The organism is Stenotrophomonas sp. GW821-FHT02D01 (assembly GCF_059421765.1).
This window is the reverse complement of sequence record NZ_JBWKVP010000003.1, coordinates 458477-483622: the sequence shown is the minus strand read 5'-3', so window position 1 is coordinate 483622 and position 25146 is coordinate 458477. Positions and strand designations below refer to the sequence as shown.

Sequence of the window (25146 nt, the reverse complement as noted above, 5' to 3'; positions counted from 1 at the left end):
CGTCTTCGGCGTCCCCCAACGCCATTGAAACCTGCAGGGCAGGGCGATGATGCGCAGTGAAGCCGAACGCAAGGAACTGGGAGGCTTTCTCAAGGCCTGCCGTGCGCGGGTCGACCCAGCAACGCTGGGGCTGCCAGCCGGCCGCCGACGCACGCCGGGCCTGAAGCGCGAGGAAGTCGCGCTGGCGATCGGGGTCAGTGTCAGCTGGTACACCTGGATCGAGCAGGGCCGCGAAGTGCGCGCCTCGCCCGAGGTGCTGGAGCGCCTGGCGCAGGTACTGCGATTGAGCGACGACGAGCGCGCCTACGCGTTCGCGCTGTCCGGCTATGGCGTGCCGCTGGAATCGCCCGATGAGACGGTGACTGACGGCCTGCGCCAGCTGGTGGAGGCGATGCAGCCGATCCCGGCCTACGTGCGCAATACCCGATTCGACATCCTGGCCTGGAACCCGGCCATCGCCGATCTGTTTGTTGATTACGGTCAGCTGGCGCCGCACGAACGCAACACGCTGCGGCTGATGTTCCTGTATCCGCCGTACCGCACGCTGATCCTCAACTGGGAAGAAATGACCCGCGGGCTGCTGGCCAGCTTCCGCGCGGCGATGGCGCAGGCGCCGGACAAGGCGCCGTTCCTGGCACTGGCCGAGGACATCGGCGCGCACAGCGAGCAGTTCCGCCAGTGGTGGCCGGAGCACGATGTGCGTCGTTTCGACGAAGGTGCGAAGAAGCTGAACCATCCCACGCGCGGTCTGCTGGACCTGCAGTACGTGGCGCTGGTGCCGGAGAGCCGGCATGACCTGTCACTGGTGACCTACCTGCCGCGAAGGTAGGTTGGTCGGCAGGGTTGCGCCCTGCACCTGCTGTAGTGCCGGCCGCTGGCCGGCAACCTCAAAAGCAACAGCAACAGCGGGCTTTCCGTGGGGTGGCGGGGCGGTGTCGGAGTGCGGGGACGCCGCAAGTACGTCCGTGTAGGCTTGGCAGCCGCATCCATGCGGCTGACACCCCGCACTCCGACACCGCCCCACCTCTGTCAGATTCCGATGGCTGTTGGTAGGTGTCGACCTTGGTCGACACGTTGATCCACGCCATGCGTGGATGAAATCTTTCAGGTATCCATAGACAAAATGGGTCGGATCCGTTTCCTTCGGAAAGCGGATCTGACCCCAAGAGCCGTTCCAACAGGCCGCGGGAATCTGTCGAAGGCGGGGTGGGTCCGGTTGCGGGGGCGTGAGCCGCATGGATGCGGCGACCGAGCTTACATGGACGTACTTGCAGCGTCCCCCGCCACCGGACCCACCCCGCCATCTCACGGAATGCCGCTGTTGCTTTGCTTCTGCCGTTGCTGTTGCCTCTGCGGGTGCAGGGCGCAGCCCTGCCGGGAAACCAACCCCATTCAGGCAGGTAAGTACAGGTCACAGGATACGCAGACGCCTTGTTGCTGCCATCGATCGGGTCCACATTCCTTGTCAGGAAACGGGCAGCCGCCCGTTGTCGAGACAACAGGAGACCTGCATGTCCGCTTCCCCCGCAGCCCCCGCTGCCATTTCCCGCGATCCGGCGACCGGCCAGCAGATCGCCAGCCACCCCTTCGCCACTGACGCCGAGCTGGAAGCGATCCTTGATCGCGGCCAGGCCGGCTTTGCTGCCTGGAGTGCGCAGTCACTCGAGCAACGCGCGAGCGTACTGCGCGCGATGGCTGCCGTGCTGCGCCGCGACCGTGAACCCCTGGCCGCGATGGCCACTGCCGAAATGGGCAAGGTCCACGCCGAGTCGCTGGCCGAGATCGAGAAGTGCGCGGTGCTGTGTGACTGGTACGCCGACAACGGTGCGGCGTTCCTGCGCGATGAACCCACCCCGGTGGCCGACAACAAGGCCTATGTCTCCTACCTGCCGCTGGGCGTTGTGCTGGGCATCATGCCGTGGAATTTCCCGTACTGGCAGGTGATGCGCGCAGCCGTGCCGATCCTCATGGGCGGCAATGGCTTCCTGTTGAAGCCGGCCGAGAACATCGTCGGCACCGCCGGGCTGCTCGCCGCTGCGTGGCGCGATGCGGGCCTGCCGGACGGCACCTTCAGCGCTGCCAACATCAGCCGCGAGGGAACCAGTGCCGCCATTGCCGATGACCGCATCGCGGCCGTGACCCTGACCGGCAGCGTCGCCGCGGGGCGCAGCATCGCTGCGCAGGCCGGGCAGGCGCTGAAGAAGGTGGTGCTGGAGCTGGGTGGCTCGGATCCGTTCATCGTGCTGGCCGATGCCGACCTGGAGTCGGCGGTCGATGCCGCGGTGGCCTCGCGCTTCCAGAACACCGGGCAGGTGTGCATTGCCGGCAAGCGCATCATCGTCGAAAACGCCGTGTATGAGCGTTTTGTGGCGCTGTTCTGCGAGCGCGTGCAGGCGCTGACCGTGGGCGATGGCCGCGAGGCCGGCAACCGGATCGGACCGATGGCCCGGCAGGACCTGCTGGAACAGCTTGATGCACAGGTGCGCGCGTCGGTCGAGGCCGGTGCGCAGTTGCTCGTGGGCGGCAAGCAGCTCGATCGCCCCGGCAGTTTCTATGCACCCACCGTGCTGGCTGGCGTCGAGCCGGGCATGCAGGCCTTCGACACCGAAACCTTCGGGCCGGTGGCGTCGATCAGCCGCGCGCGCGACGCCGACCATGCGGTGGAACTGGCCAACCAGAGCGAGTTCGGCCTGAGCGGCAATCTGTGGACGGGCGACCACGCCCGCGCGATGCAGCTGGCGCGCCGGCTGCAGACCGGTGGCGTGTTCGTCAACGGTTTCTCTGCCTCCGATCCACGCGTGCCGATCGGCGGAGTGAAGAAGAGCGGCTTCGGCCGCGAGCTGTCGCATTTCGGCATCCGCGAATTCGTCAACGCGCAGACGGTGTGGTTCGACCGCCGTTGACGCGGGCCATCCACCGTTCCTGTCAGCATCCCTGCAACGTTCCATCATCACGCACTGCGAGAAGGACGTCATTCCATGTCCAAGGGTTCCGATCTGCTCGTCGCCGCACTCGAAAACGAGGGCGTCGAGCGCATTTTTGGCATTCCCGGTGAAGAGAACCTCGATGTCGTCGAGTCGCTCCGCCACTCCAGCATCGAGCTGGTCATCACCCGCCACGAACAGGCTGCCGTGTTCATGGCCGCCACCTACGGCCGCCTGACCGGCAAGCCCGGCGTGTGCCTGGCCACGCTCGGCCCGGGTGCACTGAACTTCACCACCGGTGCCGCCTACGCACTGCTCGGCGCGTGGCCGGTGATCATGATCACCGGGCAGAAGGGCATCGTGGCCAGCAAGCAGGCGCGCTTCCAGATCGTGGATATCGTCAGCACGATGAAGCCGCTGACCAAGTCGGCGCGGCAGATCGTTTCGGCGCGCACCATCCCCACCATCGTCCGCGAGGCCTTCCGCACGGCGCTGGAGGAGCGCCCCGGGCCGGTGCTGCTGGAACTGCCCGAGGACATCGCGGCGATGGAGATCGAGGACGTTGCACTGATCCCGCCACACCCGGTGGATCGGCCGATCGCCAGTCCCGAGGCGCTGGACCGTGCGGCGCAGATCATCCGCGAGGCCAAGCGGCCGCTGCTGGTGATCGCCTCGGCGGCGTCGCGGCCGCAGTCCAGCGAAGCGCTGTCGGCCTTCGTGCTGCGCGCCGGTATTCCGTTCGTCACCACGCAGATGGGCAAGGGCGCGGTGGCCGGTGGCTCGGGCCTGTACATGGGCACGGCGGCGCTGAGCGAGCGCGACTACGTGCACATGGCCATCGACCAGGCAGACGTGATCGTGACCATCGGCCACGAGGTGACGGAGAAGCCTCCCTTCGTGATGCGCCCGGGTGGCCGCACGGTCATCCACATCGGCTATTCGCAGGCCGCGGTGGAGCAGGTGTACTTCCCGCAGGTGGAGGTGATCGGCGATATCGGCCGCTCGCTGACCCTGCTGGCCGACCGTATCGAGGGCAGGGTGGACAACGCCGCTGCACTGCTGCCGCTGCGCGCGACGATCCTGGAGCACATCGCCGATCGTGCCGAAGAGGCCGGTTTCACGCCGCAACGGCTGGTGCATGACGTGCGCCAGGTGATGCCGCCGGACGGCATCGTGGCGCTGGACAACGGCATGTACAAGATCTGGTTCGCGCGCAACTACCGCACCCAGGTGGCGAATACGCTGCTGCTGGACAACGCATTGGCGACGATGGGTGCGGGCCTGCCGTCGGCGATCATGGCCTCGATCCTGTACCCGCAGCGCCGCGTGCTGGCGGTCTGTGGCGATGGCGGTTTCATGATGAACAGCCAGGAGCTGGAGACCGCGCGCCGGCTGGGCCTGAACCTGGTGGTGCTGATCCTCAACGACGGCGCCTACGGGATGATCCGCTGGAAGCAGGCGGTGGATGGTTTCGCCGACTACGGCATGACCTTCGGCAATCCGGACTTCGTCAAATACGCCGAGGCCTATGGCTGCCAAGGGCATGAAGTGACGGCGATCGAGCAGTTCATTCCGACCCTGGAAGCGGCCTTCACCGCGGGCGGCGTGCATCTGGTGTCGGTGCCGGTGGACTATTCGGAGAACCAGCGGGTGCTGGTGGAAGAGCTGCGGCAGGCATTCCCCGGGAACGGGTGAATCTGGGGCATGACCCGGTAGGTGTCGACCTTGGTCGACACACGGTGGATCGCCAACCAAGGTTGGCGGCTACCGGAGCAGGGCGGCACAAGGTCGGGGAGGGGCCATCCAGAGGCCGGGGCAGGGCGCTTTTGGTATGCTGGGCAACCGGCTGCGCCGGGCGCAAGACTCCCCCTCACTACACGATTCCCGCAGATCCATGAGCGAAGCTACCGATACCCCCCCCGTCGACGAAAACAAGTTGATCGCCGAGCGCCGTGAGAAACTCAAAGCGCTGCGCGGGCAGGGGATCGCGTATCCGAACGACTTCCGTCGCGAGGACTTCGCCGGCAGCCTGCAGGAAGAATTCGCCGATGCGGAGCAGTGGACCGCCGAAACGCTGGAAGGCAACGGCCGCCAGGTGAAGATGGCAGGTCGCCTGATGGCCAAGCGGGTCATGGGCAAGGCCAGCTTCGCCCAGATCCAGGACGAATCGGGCCGCATCCAGCTGTTCCTGCAGGGCAGCGTGCTGGGTGATGCCTACACCGCCTTCAAGGGCTGGGACGTGGGCGACATCATTGCTGTCGAAGGTGGCCTGACCCGCACCAAGACCGGCGAGCTGTCGGTCAAGGCCGAGTCGATCCGCCTGCTGACCAAGTCGCTGCGCCCGCTGCCGGACAAGTGGCATGGCCTGGCCGACGTCGAGCAGCGCTACCGCCAGCGTTACGTCGACCTGATCGTGACCCCGGAGTCGCGCGCGGTCTTCATCAAGCGCTCGAAGATCATCCGTGCGATGCGTGCATGGCTGGACAACCGCGACTTCCTCGAAGTCGAAACGCCGATGATGCATTACATCCCCGGCGGCGCGGCGGCCAAGCCGTTCACCACCCACCACAACGCGCTGGACCTTGACCTGTACCTGCGCGTGGCGCCGGAGCTGTACCTCAAGCGCCTGACCGTCGGTGGCCTGGAACGCGTCTACGAAATCAACCGCAACTTCCGCAACGAAGGCGTCAGCACCCGCCACAACCCGGAATTCACCATGATGGAACTGTACGAGGCCTATGCCACGTACAACGAGATCATGGACCTGACCGAAGGCGTGATCCGTGACGTGGCGCAGTCGGTGAACGGCTCCACCGTGGTTGAGTGGGACGGCGCCAACATCGACCTGGGCCCGGCGTTCCGCCGCTGGCGCATGGACGAAGCGGTGCGCCACCACAACCCGGAAATCTCCGCGGCCGACTGCACCGACCGTGACGCGCTGCTGCGCCATTGCGAGCGCCTGAAGATCCGCGTCAAGCCGTCCTACGGCTGGGGCAAGCTGCTGCTTGAGATCTTCGAAGCCACCGTCGAGCACACCCTGATCCAGCCGACCTTCATTACCGATCACCCGGTGGAGGTCTCGCCGCTGGCCCGCGCCAACGACAACGATCCGGGCTATACCGATCGCTTCGAGCTGTTCGTCAACGGCAAGGAACTGGCCAACGGCTTCTCCGAGCTGAACGACCCGGAAGACCAGGCCCAGCGTTTCCAGGCGCAGGTGGCGGCGAAGGAAGGCGGCGATGACGAGGCGATGCACTACGACGCCGACTACATCCGTGCGCTGGAGTACGGAATGGCGCCGACCGGCGGCCTTGGCATCGGCGTCGATCGCCTGGTGATGCTGCTGACCGGCAGCAGCTCGATCCGCGACGTGCTGCTGTTCCCGTACATGCGTCCTGAGCAGTAACCGGCGTTTTCGGCGTCCGTTTGTGCGCGCCGTCTCGGTTTGAGACGGCGCCATTGACGCAACCCGCACTCGGCGTATCGTTATTGCACAACCTTGACACTGGCTATGGCTTGATGGCGTCAGGGGAGGCCGCAATGTGGAGAATCCGCTTCACATTGTGACGACGATCATGAATCGGGGAGCTTGTGACGGGAGTCGAGCCGATGCAGGGTGCCAGCGTGCACAGCGGCGGGGTATCCTCGCCCGCTGACCTTTCAGCATGGTCGAGAAAGCAGGCAGAGAACGCCTTGAACATCGTCATCGTCGATGACCAGACTTCCGCACGGACGATGCTCCGTCACGTCATCGAGGACATCGCGCCGGAACTGAGCGTGCATGACTTCGGCGATCCGTTGACGGCGTTGGCATGGTGCGAATCGTACCCGGTCGACCTGCTGCTTCTCGATTACCGCATGCCGGAGATGGACGGGCTGGAATTCGCCCGCCGCTTCCGCCGGCTGCCCAAACATCGCGATATTCCGGTGATCCTGATCACCGTGGTGGGTGACGAGCCGATCCGCCAGGCAGCACTGGAAGCCGGCGTGATCGATTTCCTGGTCAAGCCGATCCGCCCGCGCGAACTGCGCGCACGCTGCTACAACTTGTTGCAGTTGCGGCAGCAGACCGAGAACGTGAAGCAGCGTGCGCTATCGCTGGAGCAGCGGCTGCTGGCCAGCATGCACGAGGTGGAGGAGCGCGAGCGCGAGACGCTGTCGCGGCTGGCGCGTGCGATCGAGTTCCGTGATGCCGGCACCAGTGCCTACCTTGAGCGCATGGCGCGCGTGGCTGGCCTGATCGCCGAGCAGCTGGGCCTGCCGGAAGACGACGTCAAGCTGATCGAGATGGCCGCGCCGCTGCACGACATGGGCAAGATCGCCATTCCCGATGCGGTGCTGCTCAAGCAGGGCAAGCTCAATGATGAGGAGCTGGCGATCATGCGCCGGCATCCACGCATTGGCCATGAACTGCTCAGCGGCAGCCAGAACCGCTTCATCCAGGTCGGTGCATTGATCGCGCTGCGTCACCATGAGCGCTATGACGGCAGTGGTTATCCCGATGGACTGGTCGGCGATGCGATTCCGCTGGAGGCACGCATCGTCGCCGTGGCCGACGTGTTCGATGCGCTGATCTCGCCGCGCCCCTACAAGGAAGCGTGGACGATGGAAGCCACCATGGCCTACCTGTATGCCCAGCGCGGGCGCCTGTTCGATCCGCGTTGCGTGGACGCGTTGCTGCGCGGTCGTGAGCAGCTGGAACAGATCTGCGCCGAGCACTCCACCGCCTCTGCACGGCCGGGACTGGGCGCGTGAAACGCCTGCTGTCGCGATTGCGGTTGCGCCTGTCCCAGCGGCAGGACAGCGAGCACGGGCAGCAGATCGTCCGCATCGTCCTGATCAGCCTGATCCTGGCTTACGTGCTGCTGCCTTCGGCGCGGCACGATCTGCCGCACACCCAGTATGTCGGTGTGCTGGCAATCGTGTTGACGGGGCTGAGTCTGTCGCTGCTGTTGTTCGGCTGGCTGCTGTGGCGGCCGCAGCGTTCCGATCCGCGCCGCGTACTGGGCATGCTGGCCGACTACGGCCTGATCGCTGCCGGCATGATCCAGATGGGTGAGCCGCTGTCATGGGTCTACATCGTGGTGATGTGGGTGACGGTGGGCAACGGCATGCGCTTCGGCAACCACTACCTGTATGTGGCCGTGGCGATGGCGATGGTCAGCTTCGGCAGCACCGCACTGTCCACCCCCTATTGGCAACAGAACGCACGCCTGGCCATCGGCCTGTGGCTTGGCCTGGCGGCGGTTCCCCTGTATTTTTCCACGCTGCTGCGGCAGTTGACCGAAGCGATGGCCGAGGCGCGGCGCGCCAGCGAAGCCAAGAGTCGATTCCTGGCCAACATGAGCCACGAGTTTCGTACCCCACTCAATGGATTGAATGGCATGACAGAAGTGTTGGCGACCACGCGCCTGGATGACGAGCAGCGTGAGTGCGTGAGTACCATCCAGGCGTCATCGCGCAGCCTGCTGGCGCTGGTCGAGGAAGTGCTGGACATTTCGGCGATCGAGGCCGGCAAGCTGCGCGTGGTCGCCGAGGATTTCGTTCTTTCCGAAGTGATGCAGGCGATCGGCCTGATCCTGTTGCCGCAGGCCAAGGGCAAGCGCCTGGACTACCGGGTGAAGGTGGCCGAGACCGTGCCGCCGACCCTGCGCGGCGACGTCGGGCATCTGCGGCAGATCCTGCTCAACCTGGCCGGCAACGCCGTCAAGTTCACCGATCACGGCCGGGTCGAGATCCGCGTCAGCGTTGTCCACGCCGACACCCAGGGTGGGGTGCGGCTGCGCTTTGACATTCTCGACACCGGCATCGGCGTTGCACCGGCGATGCGTCCGCGTCTGTTCGAGGCCTTCGAGCAGGCCGACGTCAGCATGGCCCGCCGCCATGAGGGGACCGGCCTGGGCACGACCATCGCCAAGGGGCTGGTCGAAGCCATGGACGGCGAGATCGGTTACCTGGACAACCCGCCGCAGGGCAGCCACTTCTGGGTGGAGCTGCCGTTCGCGCCGCCGCAGCCGGTGGTCCCGGGTGCGGTGCCGACCCTCGCTGCTGGCGACGAAACCGGTGCCGGCGGCAACGTCATCGCGTTTGCCGACCCGTTCCTGCGCCATCGCGCGCGGGTGCGCAGCATGCAGATCCTGGTCGCTGACGACCACGAGGCCAACCGCATGGTGCTGCAGCGGCTGCTGCAGAAGGCGGGGCACAAGGTGCTGTGCGTCGATGGAGGCGAAGCGGTGCTCGACGCACTGGCTGAAAGCGAGTTCGATGCGGCCATCGTCGATCTGCACATGCCGGGCATGAGTGGCCTGGACATGCTGAAGGAGCTGCGGGTGATGCAGGCCGGCGGCGGCCCGCGCACGCCGGTGCTGGTGCTCAGCGCCGACGTCACTCCCGAAGCCATCCAGCGCTGTACCCAGGCCGGTGCACATGCGTTCCTGGCCAAGCCCGTGGTGGCAGTGCGACTGCTGGACACCCTGGCCGAGATTGCCAACAACGCACAGCTCAAGGCCAGTGCGCCGCCGATCGTGCGCACCGTCACCAACCTCGATGGCGTGCTCGATACCGGCGTGCTTGATGAGCTGGCCTCGCTGGGAATGGGCGAGGGTTTCGAGCGCGAGTTCATTCGCCAGTGCCTGGACGATGCTGAGTCCTGCCTGCGCAAGGCCGAAGGTGATGGTGAAGCGGCACGCTGGGGCGCTTTCCGCGAGCAGTCGCATGCGATCAAGGGCGTGGCCAGCAACCTGGGCCTGGTGCGCGCGTCCAACCGCGCCGGTGAGTTGATGCGGATGGCCGACTGGCAGCTCAAGGCCGAATGGCGGCAGCGCCTTGCGGTGCTGCAGGGGGCCATCAAGGAAGGCCGGCAGGCGCTGGATGCACGCGCCGAACGCAAGGCACGTGGCGTGGCCGACGACGGCGAGCGGTAGAGCCGGGCCTGCGCGGCGGGTTGTCGATGACTGCGCGCCGCATAAAAAAAGCCCGGTGGCCAGCCGGGCTTGAACCCTGCGGGGGAGGGGAACGTATCAGGCCACATCCAGATTGGCGCGTCGGGTCTGCGCCTTGATCAAACGGTCCATGGTGCGCAGCGAACGATCGCCCAGGGCCAGTGCCGAATCGACCCAGACCTTGGTGATTTCCAGCAGTTCGTCATAGCTGACCGCCTGCGCCAGGTTGCGCGCGGCATTCATTGCCAGGTACGACTGCGGCAGGCGCTGCTGCTGGCGGATCATCTCTTCGACCGCGCCGCGGCCTTCACCTTTCCTGACCAGCACGTCGACCACGCCCATCGCGTGCATCTCCTCGGCGCTGTAGATACGGCCGTCGAGGATGATCTTCTCGGCCAGCTGCGGCGCCACCCGGCGGCACAGGAACGAGTAGGCGCCCATGCCCGGGAACAGGCCGAACAGCACTTCGGGCAGGCCCATGCCGCACCCTTCCTCGGCCACGATGGTGTGGCAGGCCAGGGCCATTTCCAGGCCACCGCCCAGCGCATCGCCCTGGATCAGGGCGATCGAGCGGACGTCGCCGCCGAAGCCGGTGTGCAGGTGGTGAACGCCCTCCACGCAGCGTTGGGCGTAGGTCAGCAGCAGGTCGCGGTTGCCTTCGCGGATCAGGCGGGTGAACAGGTCCAGGTCGCCGCCCAGGTTGTAGGCGGCGGCGTCGGAGGCCAGCACGAAATGGCGCAGCTGGCCGCTGTGGCGCTGCGCCGGTCCGCGGGTGATGGCGCTCATGTAGCTCCACATCTCGTCCAGCATGTCCTTGCGGCAGCAGGGACGCACGCCGGTGGAGGCATCGGCGTGCATGAACAGCCAGTGTGCGGCGCCGTCGGCGCTGTCCTGGGTGCGGATGGTGGCATAGGGCGAGCCGCTGCTGGGCAGCTTTTCGATGGTACTCATGGAAGGGTCCTCGGCGGTGCGGCCCGCAGATCAAGGTGGTGGCCGGCGGGCCGAACGGTCCACTCACGCGGCGATGCTACACCGGCCCCGGGCCCGCGCATGCGAAAAGGCCCGGGTCGTTGCCGACCCGGGCCTGAGCGCGTTCAAATTTCCGGAAACCCTTACGGGGCCGGCGTATCGCGGAGTTCGCGACGCAGGATCTTGCCGACGTTGGTCTTCGGCAGCTCCTTTCGGAATTCAACGATTCTGGGGTGCTTGTAGCCGGTCAGGTTGGCCCGGGCGTGCTCCTTGACCATCTCGGCGGTCAGGTTCGGGTCCTTCTTGACGATGACCACCTTGACCACCTCGCCGGACTTCTCGTCCGGTACGCCGACCGCGGCCACTTCCAGCACGCCCGGCATCATCGCGATCACGTCTTCGACTTCATTGGGGTACACGTTGAAGCCGGACACCAGGATCATGTCCTTCTTGCGGTCGACGATGTAGAAGAAGCCGTGCTCGTCCATCTTCGCCATGTCGCCGGTGTGCAGCCAGTCGTCGGCGTCGATGGCCTTGGCGGTTTCCTCCGGGCGCTGCCAGTAGCCCTTCATCACCTGCGGGCCGCGGATGCACAGTTCGCCCACTTCGCCCAGCGCAAGGATGTTGCCGTTGTCGTCCTTGATGCAGGCATCGGTGGACGGAATCGGCAGGCCGATCGAGCCGTTGTACTCGGCCAGGGTAAGCGGGTTGATGCAGGCCGCCGGCGAGGTCTCGGTCAGGCCGTAGGCCTCGACCAGGGTGACGCCGGTGGTCTTCTTCCAGCGTTCGGCCACCGCACGCTGCACGGCCATGCCGCCGCCCAGGGTCACCTTCAGCGAGGAGAAATCGACGGTGTCGAAGCCAGGGGTGTTGAGCAGGCCGTTGAACAGCGTGTTGACACCGGTGATCGCGGTGAAGCGCACCGACTTGAGCTCCTTGACGAAGCCCTTCATGTCACGCGGGTTGGTGATCAGGTGGTTGCAGCCACCGAACTTCATGAAGACCAGGCCGTTCGCCGTCAGCGCGAAGATGTGGTACAGCGGCAGGGCGGTGATGATCCATTCCTTGCCCATCTCGATGCCCGATGCGCTGATCCAGGCCGAGGCCTGCTGCATGTTGGCGATCAGGTTGCGGTTGGTCAGCATCGCACCCTTGGCCACACCGGTGGTGCCGCCGGTGTACTGCAGGAACGCCACGTCGTCATGGTCGATCTCGACCTTCGGCAGGGTGTGGCGGCTGCCCAGCTTGAGCGCCTGCTTGAAGCGGATCGCGCCCTTCAGGTGGTAGTTGGGCACCATCTTCTTGATGTACTTGAGCACGAAGTTGACGATCGTGCCCTTGGCGCCGAGCAGGTCGCCCAGGCCGGTGGTGATGACCTGCTTGACCTGGGTATCGGCGATGACCTGTTCGACGGTGTCGCCGAAGTTGTCCACCACCACCAGCGCGGTCACGCCGGCATCGACCAGCTGATGCTTCAGCTCGCGCGCGGTGTACAGCGGGTTGACGTTGACCACGGTCAGGCCGGCACGCAGCACGCCGAAGGTCGCCACCGGGTACTGCAGGCAGTTGGGCATCATCAGGGCGACGCGGTCGCCTTTCTTGAGCTTCAGCTCACCCAGCAGGTAAGCGGCGAACTGCTCGACCAGGGCATCGGTCTCACCGTAGGTGAGGGTCTTGCCGAAACTGGAGTAGGCCGGTCGGTCGCGGTACTTCGCGACGGACGCGTCGAAGACCGAAACTACCGAATGGAACTCGTTGACGTCGATTTCGGCGGGAACGCCTTTCGGATAGCTCTGCAGCCAGGGACGATCCAGACTCATATTCCCCCTCCAGGAATCGTAATGATGGGTGCGGCGCGGACAGTATCCGCCAGAACCGCTCTCCGCAGCATACCGCCCCGTAGGGAAAACGCGAAGAGGCCCCGCAAGGGGCCTCTGCATTTCCTGTGGTGCCGGCCGTTGGCCGGCAATCACGGTGATCGGTGGCGTGGAGAGCGCATGCCCGCAGCCGGCACCAACGACCGTCATGGCAGGCCGCTTGCGTCAGCCCTGCGAGCGCACCGGTGCGCCGTTGGCCTTGTAGTAGGGCGCAGTGCTGCGCGGCAGCGGGGCGCGGCCACGGATTACATCGGCCAGCTTCTCGGCGATCATGATGGTCGGTGCGTTGAGGTTGCCGGTGACCACCTGCGGCATGATCGAGGCATCGACGATGCGCAGGCCTTCCAGGCCGTGCACGCGGCCCTGGCCGTCGACCACTGCCATCGGATCATCGGCGTGGCCCATCTTGTTCGAGCATGACGGGTGGTAGGCAGTCTCGGCATGCTCGCGCACGAACGCATCGATCTGCGCATCGGTCTGCAGGGCACTGCCCGGCGAGATCTCACGGCCGCTGTACGGTGCCAGCGCCGGCTGCGCGAAGATCTCGCGGGTGATCCGGATCGCCGAACGGAATTCGCGCCAGTCCTGGTCGTGTGACATGTAGTTGAACAGGATGCTGGGATCTTCGCGCGGATCCTTCGAGCGCACGTGGATGCGGCCGCGGCTGGGCGAGCGCATCGAGCCGACATGCATCTGGAAGCTGTGTGCCTTGATCGGGTTGGAGCCGTTGTAGTTGATCGCCACCGGCAGGAAGTGATACTGCAGGTTGGGCCAGTCGAATTCGGCATCGCTGCGGATGAAACCGCCAGCCTCGAACTGGTTGCTGGCGCCGATGCCGGTGCCCAGGAACAGCCATTCGGCGCCGATCGCCGGCTGGTTGTACAGCTTCAGTGCCGGGGCCAGCGAGACCGGCTTCTTGCACTCGTACTGCAGGTACATCTCAAGATGGTCCTGCAGGTTGGCGCCGACGCCGGGCAGGTGGTGCACCAGGTCGATGTCCAGGCTGCGCAGCAGGTCGGCCGGGCCGACGCCGGAGCGCTGCAGGATCTGCGGCGAGGCGATGGCACCACCACACAGCAGCACTTCGCGGCGTGCGGTGGCGCGCTGCGGCTGGTCGTTGTGCAGCCACTGCACGCCCACTGCGCGCTTGCCCGAGAACAGGATGCGGTCGGTCAGCGCGTGGGTGACGATGGTCAGGTTCGGGCGCGGCTTGGCCAGGTCCAGGTAGCCACGGGCGGTGCTGGAACGACGGCCCTTCGGCGTGACCGTGCGGTCCATCGGGCCGAAGCCTTCCTGCTGGTAGCCGTTGAGGTCGTCGGTGCGCGGGTAACCGGCCTGCACGCCGGCCTCGACCATCGCCGCGAACAGTTCGTTGTTGCCGGCCTTGGGCGTGGTCACGCGCAGCGGGCCGTCACCGCCGTGGTAGTCGTTCGGGCCGATGTCACGGGTTTCGGCCTTGCGGAAGTACGGCAGGCAGTCCAGGTAGGTCCAGTCTTCCAGGCCCGGCATGCCGGCCCAGTTGTCGTAGTCCATCGCGTTGCCGCGGATGTAGCACATGCCGTTGATCAGCGACGAACCGCCCAGGCCCTTGCCACGACCGCAATCCATCCGGCGGTTGTTCATGAAGGGCTCGGGATCGGTCTTGTACGCCCAGTTGTAGCGCTTGCCCTGCAGCGGGAAGGCCAGTGCGGCGGGCATCTGGGTACGGAAATCGAGCCGGTAGTCCGGGCCACCGGCTTCCAGCAGAAGCACGCTGACATCGGCATCTTCGGTGAGGCGGGTGGCCAGCACGTTGCCGGCCGAACCGGCGCCGATGATGATGTAGTCGTACTCGTTATGGGTGCTCATGGTTGCTCTCCTGCAGGCCGGGCGCGCTGCATGCAGGCGTCCCGGCGGAATGTCGGATCGGCGCGGTGGCCGGACGATGGGCGGTGCTCAGGGTGCGCCGGTCAGAACACGCTGGCGTAGTCGCCCAGCTCGACCTGCACCGACTTGATGCGGGTGTAGTGGCCGAGGGTGGAGATACCGTTCTCGCGGCCAACGCCGGACTGCTTGTAGCCACCCACCGGCATTTCGGCCGGCGACTCGCCCCAGGTGTTGATCCAGCAGATGCCAGCTTCCAGGCGATGGATGATGCGGTGGGCGCGGCTGATGTCCTTGCTGACCACGCCTGCGGCCAGGCCGAAGGTGGTGTCGTTGGCGCGACGGATCACTTCGTCCTCGTCGTCGTAGGCAAGGATGCTCATCACCGGTCCGAAGATTTCTTCCCGGACAATCGTCATGTCGTCGCGGCAGTCGGAGAACACCGTCGGCAGCACGTAGGCGCCGTCGGCCAGGGCACCGTCGGTGGCACGACCGCCGCCGGTCAGCAGGCGCGCGCCTTCGCTCTTGCCGCTTTCGATGAAGCGCAGCACGTTTTCCATGTGCGGGAAGCTGGTCAGCGGGCCGAAGTTGGTCTCGGCGGCCATCGGGTCGCCGATGCGGATGCGCTTGACGCGCTCGACCACCGCGGCTTCGAACGCGGCCAGCATGCTGCGCGGCACGAACACGCGGGTGCCGTTGGTGCAGACCTGGCCGGAGCTGAAGAAGTTGGCCATCACCGCGATGTCGGCGGCCCGGTCCAGATCGGCGTCGTCACAGATCACCAGCGGCGACTTGCCGCCCAGTTCCATCGTCACTTCCTTCAGCGACGAGGACGCGGCGCTGGCCATGACCTTCTTGCCGGTGGCCACGCCGCCGGTGAAGGAGATCTTCTCGATCACCGGGTGCTCGGTCAGCCAGTTGCCGATCTCGCGGCCCGGGCCCTGCACGACGTTGAACACGCCGTCCGGCACGCCGGCTTCGGAGTAGATCTCGGCCAGCTTGATCGCGGTCAGCGGGGTCACTTCGGACGGCTTGAACACCATTGCATTGCCGGCGGCCAAGGCCGGGGCCGACTTCCACATGGCGATCTGGATCGGGTAGTTCCAGGCGCCGATGCCGGCGACCACGCCCAGCGGCTCGCGGCGGGTATAGAAGAAGCTCGATTCGCGCAGCGGCAGCTGGATGCCTTCGATGGCGGTGGCCAGGCCGGCGTAGTACTCCAGCACGTCGGCACCGGTGACGATGTCCACCGTGGTGGTTTCGGCCAGCGCCTTGCCGGTATCCAGGGTTTCCAGGTGGGCCAGCTCATCGTTGCGCTCGCGCAGGATCTCGACGGCACGGCGCAGGATGCGCGAGCGCTCCATGGCGGTCATCGCTGCCCACACCTTCTGGCCTTCGCTGGCGCTTTCAACGGCGCGTTCGACATCGGCCTGGCTGGCGATCTGCACGTCGGCCAGCACCTGGCCATTGGCAGGGTTGACGGTCTGGAAGGTCTTGCCACTGGTGGCGTCGACGCGGCGGCCGTGGATGTAGAGCTGTTGCACGGGCAGGGTGGTCATCGGCTTGCTCCTGGAAGGGGTGGGGCTGGGTCGTGGCGCGCTCAGGGCGCGTTGGCCTGCAATTGGAAATCGATGTAGCCGTAGGCGATGCGGCGGGCCTTGTCGGCGTTGAAGTCTCCACCGACCAGGCTGCCGCGCAGCCACAGTCCGTCGATCATCGCGGCCAGTCCGCGTGCGGACAGGCGTGCCTGCGCATGCGGCAACTGGCGGTTGAACTGGTGGCAGAGGTTGGAGAACAGTCGCTGGTCGTTGGCGCGCTGCAGCCGGGTCAGTTCCGGCTGGTGCATGCTCGCGGCCCAGAACGTCAGCCATACACGCATGGCGGTCCCGTTGGTCTGGCTATCGTCGAAGTTGCCATCGACGATGGCGCGAAGCTGTGAACGTGCGTCGTCCGCCGCGGCGTCGCGATAGCGGGCGACGGCTGCCTTCAGCTCGCGCAGGATCTGCCGCATCGCCGCATTGAGCAGGCCGTCCTTGTCGCCGAAGTAGTGGGCGACGATGCCGCTGGACAGGCCGGCCTTCTTTGCGATGGTGGCGACGGTGGCATCGGCCATGCCGATCTCGTCAATGGTCTGGAAAGTGGCCCGGATCAACTGCTCGCGACGGACCGGTTCCACGCCTTTCTTCGGCATTGTCTCTCCACGGATTGCGACCCGGACTGCCGGGCTGGTGAAGATCATACTTTTTATTGATTGAACGTTCAATCAATAAACCCTACGATGCCGGTCGCGCCCCCACGCCATGGGCCCGGTTTCCGGTCCGGCCCCGCCCATGTGCCCCCTTGGACTGATGAGACGACCCCATGTCTTCCCTGGCTCATCCCAAGCGCTCGCCCCTGCGCTTGAACCGTTTCGTGTTCTTCAGTTCGTCGGTCTCCATCGGCATCCTCGGTGCGTTGACCGTCTTTTTCCCGGAGGCCAGCGAGCACTGGCTGCAATGGGCGCAGGCCGAGGTCTCGGCGGCGTTCGGCTGGTGGTACATGCTGCTGATCGTGGCCTGCCTGGGTTTCGTGCTGTGGCTGGCGTTCTCGCCATATGGGCGCATCCGCCTGGGCCATAACGAGGAATCGCCGGCCTTCGGCTACGTGGCCTGGGTGTCGATGCTGTTCTCGGCCGGCATCGGCATCGCGCTGCTGTACTACGGCGCCTACGAGCCGCTCGATCATTTCCTCAACCCGCCCGGGCAGCCCGGCGGTACGGTCGCTGCCGGCCGCGAAGCGATGGTGCTGACCTTCCTGCACTGGGGCCTGCATGGCTGGGCGCTGTACGCGCTGGTCGGCGTGGCGCTGGGCTACTTCGCCTACCGCCGCAACCTGCCGCTGGCCCTGCGTTCGGCGCTGTACCCGATCTTCGGCGAGCGTATCCATGGCCGCATCGGTGACATGGTGGATGGCTTCGGCATCCTCGCGACGCTGATCTCGATGGTCACCAACCTCGGCATCGGTGCGCTGGTGGTGCAGTCCGGCCTGGTGTACCTGTTCCACATCCCGGATACGCCGCAGGTGCTCGTGGCCATCGTGCTGGTGATGATGGTCGTGGCCACCATCGGCGTGGTTGCCGGCGTGGAGAAAGGCATCGCCTGGCTGTCCAACCTCAACGTGCGCCTGCTGTGCCTGCTGCTGCTGTTCGTTCTGGTGACCGGGCCAACCCTGCACCTGTTCGATGGCTTGGTGCAGAACACCGGCGACTATCTGGGCGCGTTCGTGCGCAAGAGCTTCGACATGTACCTCAATGATCCGAAGGGACGTGAGTGGATGGGCTCGTGGACGCTGTTCTACTGGGCGTGGTGGATCGCCTGGGCACCGTTCGTGGGCCTGTTCGTGGCGCGCATCTCGCGCGGCCGCACCATCCGGGAAGTGATCATGGGCGTGCTGTTGATCCCGTTGGGTTTCACCCTGGCCTGGCTGTCGATCTTCGGCAACACCGCCATCGACCTGGTACTGAACCACGGCCAGGCGGTGCTGGGCCAAGTGGCCCAGCACGATGCGGCGATGACCCTGTTCAAGCTGCTGGAGTACTTGCCCGCGGCGCCGTACATCGCTGGTGCGGCAGTGGTCATTGGTTTCGTGTTGTTCCTGACCCCGGTCGATTCGGGCACGCTGATGATCGCAAACCTGTGCACCCGGCGTGTCGATGATGGCGTGGAGGATGGGCATGACGCGCCGATCTGGCTGCGCGTGTTCTGGGCGGCGGGCATTACCGTGGCCAGCGTCGGCCTGCTGCTGGCCGGCAACTTCAGCGCGATGCAGACGGCGGTGGTGCTGTGCGGCCTGCCGTTCTCATTGATCCTGGCGTTCTACATGTGGGGCCTGCTGAAGGCGCTGCGTACCGACCCGGACGCGCCACGCCGGTAGGTAGCGCCGGGCCATGCCCGGCGAGCGCTAAAGAAAAGGGCCGGATCTGTGAGGATCCGGCCCTTTTCGTTTGTTTCCGGGATCCGCCGGGCATGGCCCGGCGCTACCCGTTACCTGGCAGCCAGCTGGCGCAGCACGTACTGCAGCAGGCCACCGTGGTGGGCGAGGAGGCGCGCTTGCGAACCACGGGTTCGCTCGCCTCCGCAGCGCCCCCGCGCTGGCGCGGGGGCCGGGCTTCCGCCCATTGGGTCCACGGAAGGGTTCAGCGACTTGCCAACTGGCGCAGCACGTACTGCAGCAGTCCACCGTGGCGGAAGTACTCCACTTCCTTCGGGGTCAGCAGCATCACCGAGACTTCGAAGGTCTTCTTCGTGCCATCGGCCTTGGTCGCGGTGACCGTGGCGCGCTTGCTGGCGCCATCCTGCAGGCCGGTGACATCGATCACTTCCGAGCCATCCAGGCCCAGCGACTGTGCGTTTTCGCCGTTGCGGAACTGCAGCGGCAGCACGCCCATGCCGACCAGGTTGGAGCGGTGGATGCGTTCGAAGCTTTCGGCGATGACCGCCTTCACCCCCAGCAGCAGGGTGCCCTTGGCGGCCCAGTCACGCGACGAGCCGGTGCCGTATTCCTTGCCTGCCAGCACCACCAGCGGCACCTTGTCGGCCTTGTACTTCATTGCCGCATCGTAGATCGCAAGCTTTTCCGGCTGGCCGCCGTTGGCCGGGTAGTACAGGGTGTTGCCGCCTTCTTCGCCACCGAACATCAGGTTCTTGATGCGGATGTTGGCGAAGGTGCCGCGGACCATCACGTCATCGTTGCCGCGGCGGCTGCCGTAGCTGTTGAAGTCGGCCGGCTGCACGCCGCGCTCCTGCAGGAAGCGGCCCGCCGGCGAATCCTTCTTGATGTTGCCGGCCGGGGAGATATGGTCGGTGGTGATCGAATCGCCGAACAGGCCCATCACCCGTGCGCCGTGCACATCATCGATGCTGCCGACCTGCATGGTCATGCCATCGAAGTACGGCGGGTTCTTGATGTAGGTGGACGCATCGCTCCACGCGTACAGGTCACCGTCCGGCGAGGCGATGGTGTTCCAACGGGTATCGCCCTTGAACACGTCGGCGTAGTTCTGCTTGAACATCTCCGGGCCGACCGTGGCGGCGATGACGTCGCCGATTTCCTTGTTGCTTGGCCAGATGTCGCGCAAGTACACCGGCTGACCATCGCTGCCGGTGCCCAGCGGCTCGGTGGTCAGGTCGATGTCGGTGGTGCCGGCGATTGCGTAGGCCACCACCAGCGGCGGGCTAGCCAGGTAGTTCATCTTCACTTCGGGATGCACGCGGCCCTCGAAGTTGCGGTTGCCCGACAGCACCGAGGTCACCACCAGGTCGCCACTGGCGATGCCGGCGCTGACTTCGGTCGGCAGCGGGCCGGAGTTGCCGATGCAGGTGGTGCAGCCATAGCCCACTACGTAGAAGCCGATCTTCTCCAGCTCGGTGAGAACGCCGGCCTTTTCAAGATAGTCGGTGACCACACGCGAGCCTGGGCCGAGCGAGGTCTTGACCCACGGCTTGCGGTCCAGCCCCTTGGCGGCCGCGTTGCGGGCCAGCAGCCCAGCACCGATCATCACCGCCGGGTTGGACGTGTTGGTGCACGAGGTGATGGCGGCGATGACCACCGCGCCGTCCTTCAGCCGTACCTTCCGGCCGTCCATCTCGATGTCGGCGTAGCCCTTGGCCAGCTGCTCGTTGCCAACTGCCGCGCCGCCGCCTTCATTGACGAAGGTGGAGACATCCTCGCTGCGCTTGTCGCGGTTGGCGGTCATGCCGACCAGCGCGTCGCGGTAGTTCTTCTGCACGTCTTCCAGCAGCACGCGGTCCTGCGGGCGCTTGGGGCCGGCCAGCGAGGGCTTCACCGTGCCCATGTCCAGTTCCAGCGTGGTGCTGTACTGCGCATGCGGGCTGTTGGCGTCGTGCCACAGGCCCTGCGCTTTGGCATAGGCTTCGACCAGGGCGATCTGCTCTTCGCTGCGGCCGGACAGGCGCAGGTAGGTCAGCGATTCGTTGTCGATCGGGAAGATGCCGCAGGTGGCGCCGTATTCGGGCGCCATGTTGCCGATGGTCGCGCGGTCGGCCAGTGGCAGGTGCTGCAGGCCATCACCGTAGAACTCGACGAACTTGCCGACCACGCCGAGCTTGCGCAGCATCTGGGTGACGGTCAGCACCAAGTCGGTGGCGGTGGCGCCTTCGGGCAGCTTGCCGGTCAGCTTGAAGCCGACCACCTGCGGAATCAGCATCGACGAAGGCTGGCCGAGCATGGCCGCCTCGGCTTCGATGCCGCCCACGCCCCAGCCGAGCACGCCGATGCCGTTGATCATCGTGGTGTGGCTGTCGGTGCCGAACACGGTATCCGGATACGCAACGGCCTTGCCGTCCTTGTCCGCGGTCATCACCACGCGGGCCAGGTTTTCCAGGTTCACCTGGTGGACGATGCCGGTGTTGGGCGGCACCACCTTGAAGTTGTCGAAGGCCTTCTGGCCCCAGCGCAGGAAGCCGTAGCGTTCCTGGTTGCGCTGGAATTCAATCTTGCCGTTGAGGTCCAGCGCGTCGGGCTTGCCGAACACATCCACCTGCACCGAGTGGTCGATGACCAGTTCGGAGGGAATCAGCGGATTGATCTGTTCGGGGCGGCCGCCGAGCTTGACCACCGCATCGCGCATCGCGGCCAGGTCGACCACGCAGGGCACGCCGGTGAAGTCCTGCAGGACCACGCGCGCGGGCATGAAGGCGATTTCGGTATCCGGTTCGGCGCTGGGCTGCCAGCGGGCGACGGCCTCGATGTGATCCTTGCCGACGGTGACGCCGCCATCCTCGTGCCGGAGCAGGTTCTCCAGCAGGATCTTCATCGAGTAGGGCAGGTGGGAGATGTCGAAGCGCTGGCCCAGCTTGGGCAGGCTGAAGTAGTCGTAGGTCTTGCCGCCGACGTCCAGCTGGCTGCGGGTGGAGAACGAATCGCTCATGCGGGATGACTCCTCTTGCGGATGGCTTGCAGTGGCTCGTGCGTGGACGGGCCTGCTTGCGGTCGCCGCGGGCCTGCTGGCCCCGGTGCTCCCAGTATGAACCCCAAACTGAATGGATTCACCCGGGCCGGGTCCGGCCTGCGGCATCGGTTCCAGACTACAGGGGAAGGTGTATGGCGTATGTCACGTGTGTGGCCGATCCTTTGCGAGGCAAGGACTGGCGGAGTGCCGGTCCAGTTCAGGGTGGAAGTATGCCCGGGGAAGTATGTATAATTTGTGCATACTCTGGAGGGCCTACCGATGGAAGCCACTGTTGCAGAACGCGGACAGATCACCCTGCCCAAGGCGGTGCGTGATGCCCTCGGCCTGACCAAGGGCACCTTGCTGAAGGTCGAACTGGATGGCAGCCGCATCATCCTGCGCAAGAGTGTTGACGATGCCATTTCACGGGCGCGCGGCAAGTTCGCGCTGGATGGCTTCGAATCGGCCGACGCCGCCGTGCGTTCGGTGCGCGACGAGGAATAAGCCGTGATGATCGCCGTTGATTCACCGGTGCTGGTCGAGCTGCTCAGCAATGGTCCGCAGGCCGATGCCGTGGAGGCCATCCTCAGGCAGAGCCTGGTGGGTGGCCGCGTAGTGGTCTGCGGCGCGACCCTGGCCGAGGTCTGCGCATCGCTGCGCGGCGGTGCCGAGGTGCTCGAAGCGCTGGAAGAAATGGGCGTGCACTTCAACCCGATGGAAGCCAAGTCGGCGCTGCGCGCCGGCGAGATGCACCGCCGTCACCGCCAGCGCAGCGGCAGCCGCCGCAGCCTGGATGAATTCATGGTCGGCGCCCACGCACTGCTGCAGTGCGATGGCCTGATCACCTGGAACGACACGTTTTACCGCGACTACTTCAAGGGCCTGAAGCTGATCGTGCCGCAAGCCTGAGCCCGTCCAATCCTCAAATCGTATTACCCGGGAGTTGTCATGTTGGAAGCCTACCGCCACCACGTCGCCGAGCGCGCTGCGCTTGGCATCCCGCCCCTGCCGCTGACCGCGCAGCAGACGGCCGATGTCATCGAACTGCTGAAGAACCCGCCGCAGGGCGAGGCCGAGTTCCTGCTCGACCTGCTGACCCACCGCGTGCCGGCCGGCGTCGATGACGCTGCCAAGGTCAAGGCCTCGTACCTGGCCGCGATCGCACTGGGCAGCGAGCAGAACCCGCTGATCAGCCGCGAGCGCGCCACCGAACTGCTGGGCACCATGCTGGGCGGTTACAACGTCGCGCCGCTGGTGCAGCTGCTGGACGATGCCAGCGTTGGCGCCATCGCTGCCGACGCGCTGAAGAAGACCCTGCTGGTGTTCGATGCGTTCCATGACGTGCAGGAAAAGGCCAAGGCCGGCAATGCCAACGCCCAGTCCGTGCTGCAGAGCTGGGCCGATGCCGAGTGGTTCACCAGCAACCCGGAAGTGCCGCAAAGCCTGACCGTCACCGTGTTCAAGGTGCCGGGCGAGACCAACACCGACGACCTGTCGCCGGCACCGGACGCGACCACCCGCCCGGACATTCCGATGCACGCCCTGGCGATGCTGAAGAACAAGCGTGACGACGCCGCGTTCACCCCGGAAGAAGACGGCAAGCGCGGCCCGATCCAGCAGATCCTGTCGCTGAAGGACAAGGGCCATCTGGTCGCCTATGTCGGCGACGTGGTCGGCACCGGTTCCTCGCGCAAGTCGGCCACCAACAGCGTGCTGTGGTGGACCGGCGATGACATTCCGTACATCCCGAACAAGCGCGCCGGTGGCGTCTGCCTGGGTTCGAAGATCGCCCCGATCTTCTACAACACCATGGAAGATGCCGGCGCGCTGCCGATCGAGTTGGACGTGTCGAAGATGGAGCACGGCGATGTGGTCGAGCTGCGTCCGTACGACGGCAAGGCGCTGAAGAACGGCGAAGTGATCGCAGAATTCCAGGTCAAGTCCGAAGTGCTGTTCGACGAAGTGCGTGCCGGTGGCCGCATTCCGCTGATCATCGGCCGTGGCCTGACCGGCAAGGCGCGTGAAGCGCTGGGCCTGGCCCCGACCGACCTGTTCCGCCTGCCGGTGCAGCCGGCCGACACCGGCAAGGGCTTCTCGCTGGCACAGAAGATGGTCGGCCGCGCCTGTGGCCTGGCTGAAGGGCAGGGCATGCGCCCGGGCACCTACTGCGAACCGAAGATGACCTCGGTGGGCTCGCAGGACACCACCGGCCCGATGACCCGCGACGAGCTGAAGGACCTGGCCTGCCTGGGCTTCTCGGCCGACCTGGTGATGCAGTCGTTCTGCCACACCGCGGCCTACCCGAAGCCGGTGGACGTCAAGACCCATCACACCCTGCCGGAGTTCATCTCCACTCGCGGCGGCATTTCGCTGCGTCCGGGCGACGGCGTGATCCACAGCTGGCTCAACCGCATGCTGCTGCCGGACACCGTCGGTACCGGCGGCGACTCGCACACCCGTTTCCCGGTGGGCATTTCGTTCCCGGCCGGTTCGGGCCTGGTCGCCTTCGCCGCTGCCACCGGCGTGATGCCGCTGGACATGCCGGAGTCGGTGCTGGTGCGCTTCAAGGGCAAGATGCAGCCGGGCGTGACCCTGCGTGACCTGGTCAACGCGATCCCGCTGTACGCGATCAAGTCGGGCCTGCTGACCGTGGCCAAGGCTGGCAAGAAGAACATCTTCTCCGGCCGCATTCTGGAAATCGAAGGCCTGCCGGAACTGAAGGTCGAACAGGCCTTCGAACTGTCCGATGCCTCGGCCGAGCGTTCGGCGGCCGGCTGCTCGGTGCGCCTGAACAAGGAACCGATCATCGAGTACCTCACCAGCAACATCACGCTGCTGAAGTGGATGATTGCCGAGGGTTACCAGGATCCGCGCTCGCTGCAGCGCCGTATCGAGAAGATGGAAGCGTGGCTGGCCAACCCGGAGCTGCTGGAGCCGGATGCCGACGCCGAGTACGCCGCCGTCATCGAGATCGACCTGGCCGACATCCACGAGCCGATCGTGGCCTGCCCGAACGACCCGGACGACGTGAAGACCCTGTCCGAAGTCGCTGGCGCCAAGATCGACGAAGTGTTCATCGGTTCGTGCATGACCAACATCGGTCACTTCCGTGCGGCTGCGAAGCTGCTGGAAGGCAAGCGTGACCTGCCGACCCGCCTGTGGGTGGCCCCGCCGACCAAGATGGATGCGTCCGAGCTGACCAAGGAAGGCGTGTACGGCACCTTCGGCGCGACCGGCGCACGCATGGAAATGCCGGGCTGCTCGCTGTGCATGGGCAACCAGGCGCAGATCCGCGAAGGCTCCACCGCGATGTCGACCTCGACCCGCAACTTCCCGAACCGCCTGGGTCGCAACACCAACGTGTACCTGGGCTCGGCGGAACTGGCGGCAATCTGCTCGCGCCTGGGCCGCATTCCGACCAAGGAAGAGTACATGGCCGATATCGGTGTGATCGCCGCCAGCGGCAGCGAGATCTACCGCTACATGAACTTCGACCAGATCGAGGAATACCAGGACGTGGCCAACACGGTCGCTGCCTGAAGGTAGGGCCGGCCGTTGGCCGGCAGCCCGTTGAAACGAAGAACCCCCGGTGAAAGCCGGGGGTTTTTTGTGGAGCGGCACTT

General features: G+C 65.7%; 16 protein-coding genes. 10 read left to right on the top strand and 6 right to left on the bottom strand.

Annotated features, from left to right (window positions below):
- Positions 1 to 46 precede the first annotated feature (46 nt).
- The 6 genes from AC07UW_RS09655 (at position 47) to AC07UW_RS09630 (ending at position 9847) form a co-directional block, all read left to right on the top strand.
- Complete coding sequence (locus tag AC07UW_RS09655) at positions 47 to 829, top strand: helix-turn-helix transcriptional regulator (protein WP_025874707.1); 783 nt, start codon at positions 47 to 49, stop codon at positions 827 to 829.
- 682 nt (positions 830 to 1511) lie between these two features.
- Positions 1512 to 2903, top strand: a complete 1392-nt coding sequence (locus tag AC07UW_RS09650) for an NAD-dependent succinate-semialdehyde dehydrogenase (RefSeq protein ID WP_495211929.1) — start codon at positions 1512 to 1514, stop codon at positions 2901 to 2903.
- 75 nt (positions 2904 to 2978) lie between these two features.
- Positions 2979 to 4619, top strand: a complete 1641-nt coding sequence (locus tag AC07UW_RS09645; protein ID WP_495211928.1) for an acetolactate synthase large subunit — start codon at positions 2979 to 2981, stop codon at positions 4617 to 4619.
- Between the two features lie 199 nt (positions 4620 to 4818).
- Positions 4819 to 6330: a lysine--tRNA ligase gene (gene lysS, locus AC07UW_RS09640; protein ID WP_154880240.1), complete on the top strand. Its 1512-nt coding sequence runs from the start codon at positions 4819 to 4821 to the stop codon at positions 6328 to 6330.
- Between the two features lie 203 nt (positions 6331 to 6533).
- A complete protein-coding gene (gene rpfG, locus AC07UW_RS09635) occupies positions 6534 to 7679 on the top strand; it encodes a cyclic di-GMP phosphodiesterase response regulator RpfG (RefSeq protein ID WP_025878945.1) in 1146 nt (381 codons plus the stop codon).
- Positions 7676 to 9847, top strand: coding sequence for a response regulator (locus tag AC07UW_RS09630; protein ID WP_495211927.1), 2172 nt, complete (start codon positions 7676 to 7678; stop codon positions 9845 to 9847). Before rpfG ends, AC07UW_RS09630 begins: the two co-directional genes overlap by 4 nt.
- A 96-nt stretch (positions 9848 to 9943) precedes the next feature.
- Here the strand turns inward: AC07UW_RS09630 and AC07UW_RS09625 are convergent, their stop codons facing one another.
- From AC07UW_RS09625 to betI, 5 genes are all read right to left on the bottom strand, one after another.
- On the bottom strand, positions 9944 to 10816 hold the full coding sequence (locus AC07UW_RS09625) for a crotonase/enoyl-CoA hydratase family protein (RefSeq protein WP_025878947.1): 873 nt from the start codon (positions 10814 to 10816) through the stop codon (positions 9944 to 9946).
- A 161-nt stretch (positions 10817 to 10977) separates the two neighbouring features.
- The gene (locus tag AC07UW_RS09620) at positions 10978 to 12654 is read right to left on the bottom strand and encodes a long-chain fatty acid--CoA ligase (RefSeq protein WP_336027938.1); all 1677 of its coding nucleotides are present in this window, start codon (positions 12652 to 12654) and stop codon (positions 10978 to 10980) included.
- A gap of 222 nt (positions 12655 to 12876) precedes the next feature.
- Positions 12877 to 14559, bottom strand: coding sequence for a choline dehydrogenase (gene betA, locus AC07UW_RS09615; protein ID WP_312785827.1), 1683 nt, complete (start codon positions 14557 to 14559; stop codon positions 12877 to 12879).
- Positions 14560 to 14660: 101 nt separating this feature from the next.
- A complete protein-coding gene (gene betB / locus AC07UW_RS09610; protein ID WP_312785826.1) occupies positions 14661 to 16133 on the bottom strand; it encodes a betaine-aldehyde dehydrogenase in 1473 nt (490 codons plus the stop codon).
- 41 nt (positions 16134 to 16174) lie between these two features.
- Complete coding sequence (gene betI / locus AC07UW_RS09605) at positions 16175 to 16765, bottom strand: transcriptional regulator BetI (protein WP_099818365.1); 591 nt, start codon at positions 16763 to 16765, stop codon at positions 16175 to 16177.
- Positions 16766 to 16935: 170 nt separating this feature from the next.
- On the opposite strand from betI, the gene AC07UW_RS09600 reads away from it, so the two are divergent.
- Positions 16936 to 18486 carry a BCCT family transporter gene (locus tag AC07UW_RS09600; protein WP_059064113.1) on the top strand — a complete coding sequence of 517 codons (1551 nt, stop codon included), beginning with the start codon at positions 16936 to 16938 and terminating at the stop codon, positions 18484 to 18486.
- 262 nt (positions 18487 to 18748) lie between these two features.
- Here the strand turns inward: AC07UW_RS09600 and acnA are convergent, their stop codons facing one another.
- Positions 18749 to 21502 (bottom strand): aconitate hydratase AcnA, encoded by a 2754-nt coding sequence (gene acnA / locus AC07UW_RS09595; RefSeq protein ID WP_495211926.1) that lies wholly within the window; start codon positions 21500 to 21502, stop codon positions 18749 to 18751.
- Between the two features lie 300 nt (positions 21503 to 21802).
- Between acnA and AC07UW_RS09590 the strand changes: the two genes are divergently transcribed.
- From AC07UW_RS09590 to acnB, 3 genes are read left to right on the top strand one after another with little or no spacing between them, the layout of a single operon-like run.
- Complete coding sequence (locus AC07UW_RS09590) at positions 21803 to 22027, top strand: AbrB/MazE/SpoVT family DNA-binding domain-containing protein (protein ID WP_230111144.1); 225 nt, start codon at positions 21803 to 21805, stop codon at positions 22025 to 22027.
- A 6-nt stretch (positions 22028 to 22033) separates the two neighbouring features.
- Positions 22034 to 22432: a type II toxin-antitoxin system VapC family toxin gene (locus tag AC07UW_RS09585; protein ID WP_008267153.1), complete on the top strand. Its 399-nt coding sequence runs from the start codon at positions 22034 to 22036 to the stop codon at positions 22430 to 22432.
- A 39-nt stretch (positions 22433 to 22471) separates the two neighbouring features.
- A complete protein-coding gene (gene acnB, locus AC07UW_RS09580; RefSeq protein ID WP_495211925.1) occupies positions 22472 to 25063 on the top strand; it encodes a bifunctional aconitate hydratase 2/2-methylisocitrate dehydratase in 2592 nt (863 codons plus the stop codon).
- Positions 25064 to 25146 lie beyond the last annotated feature (83 nt).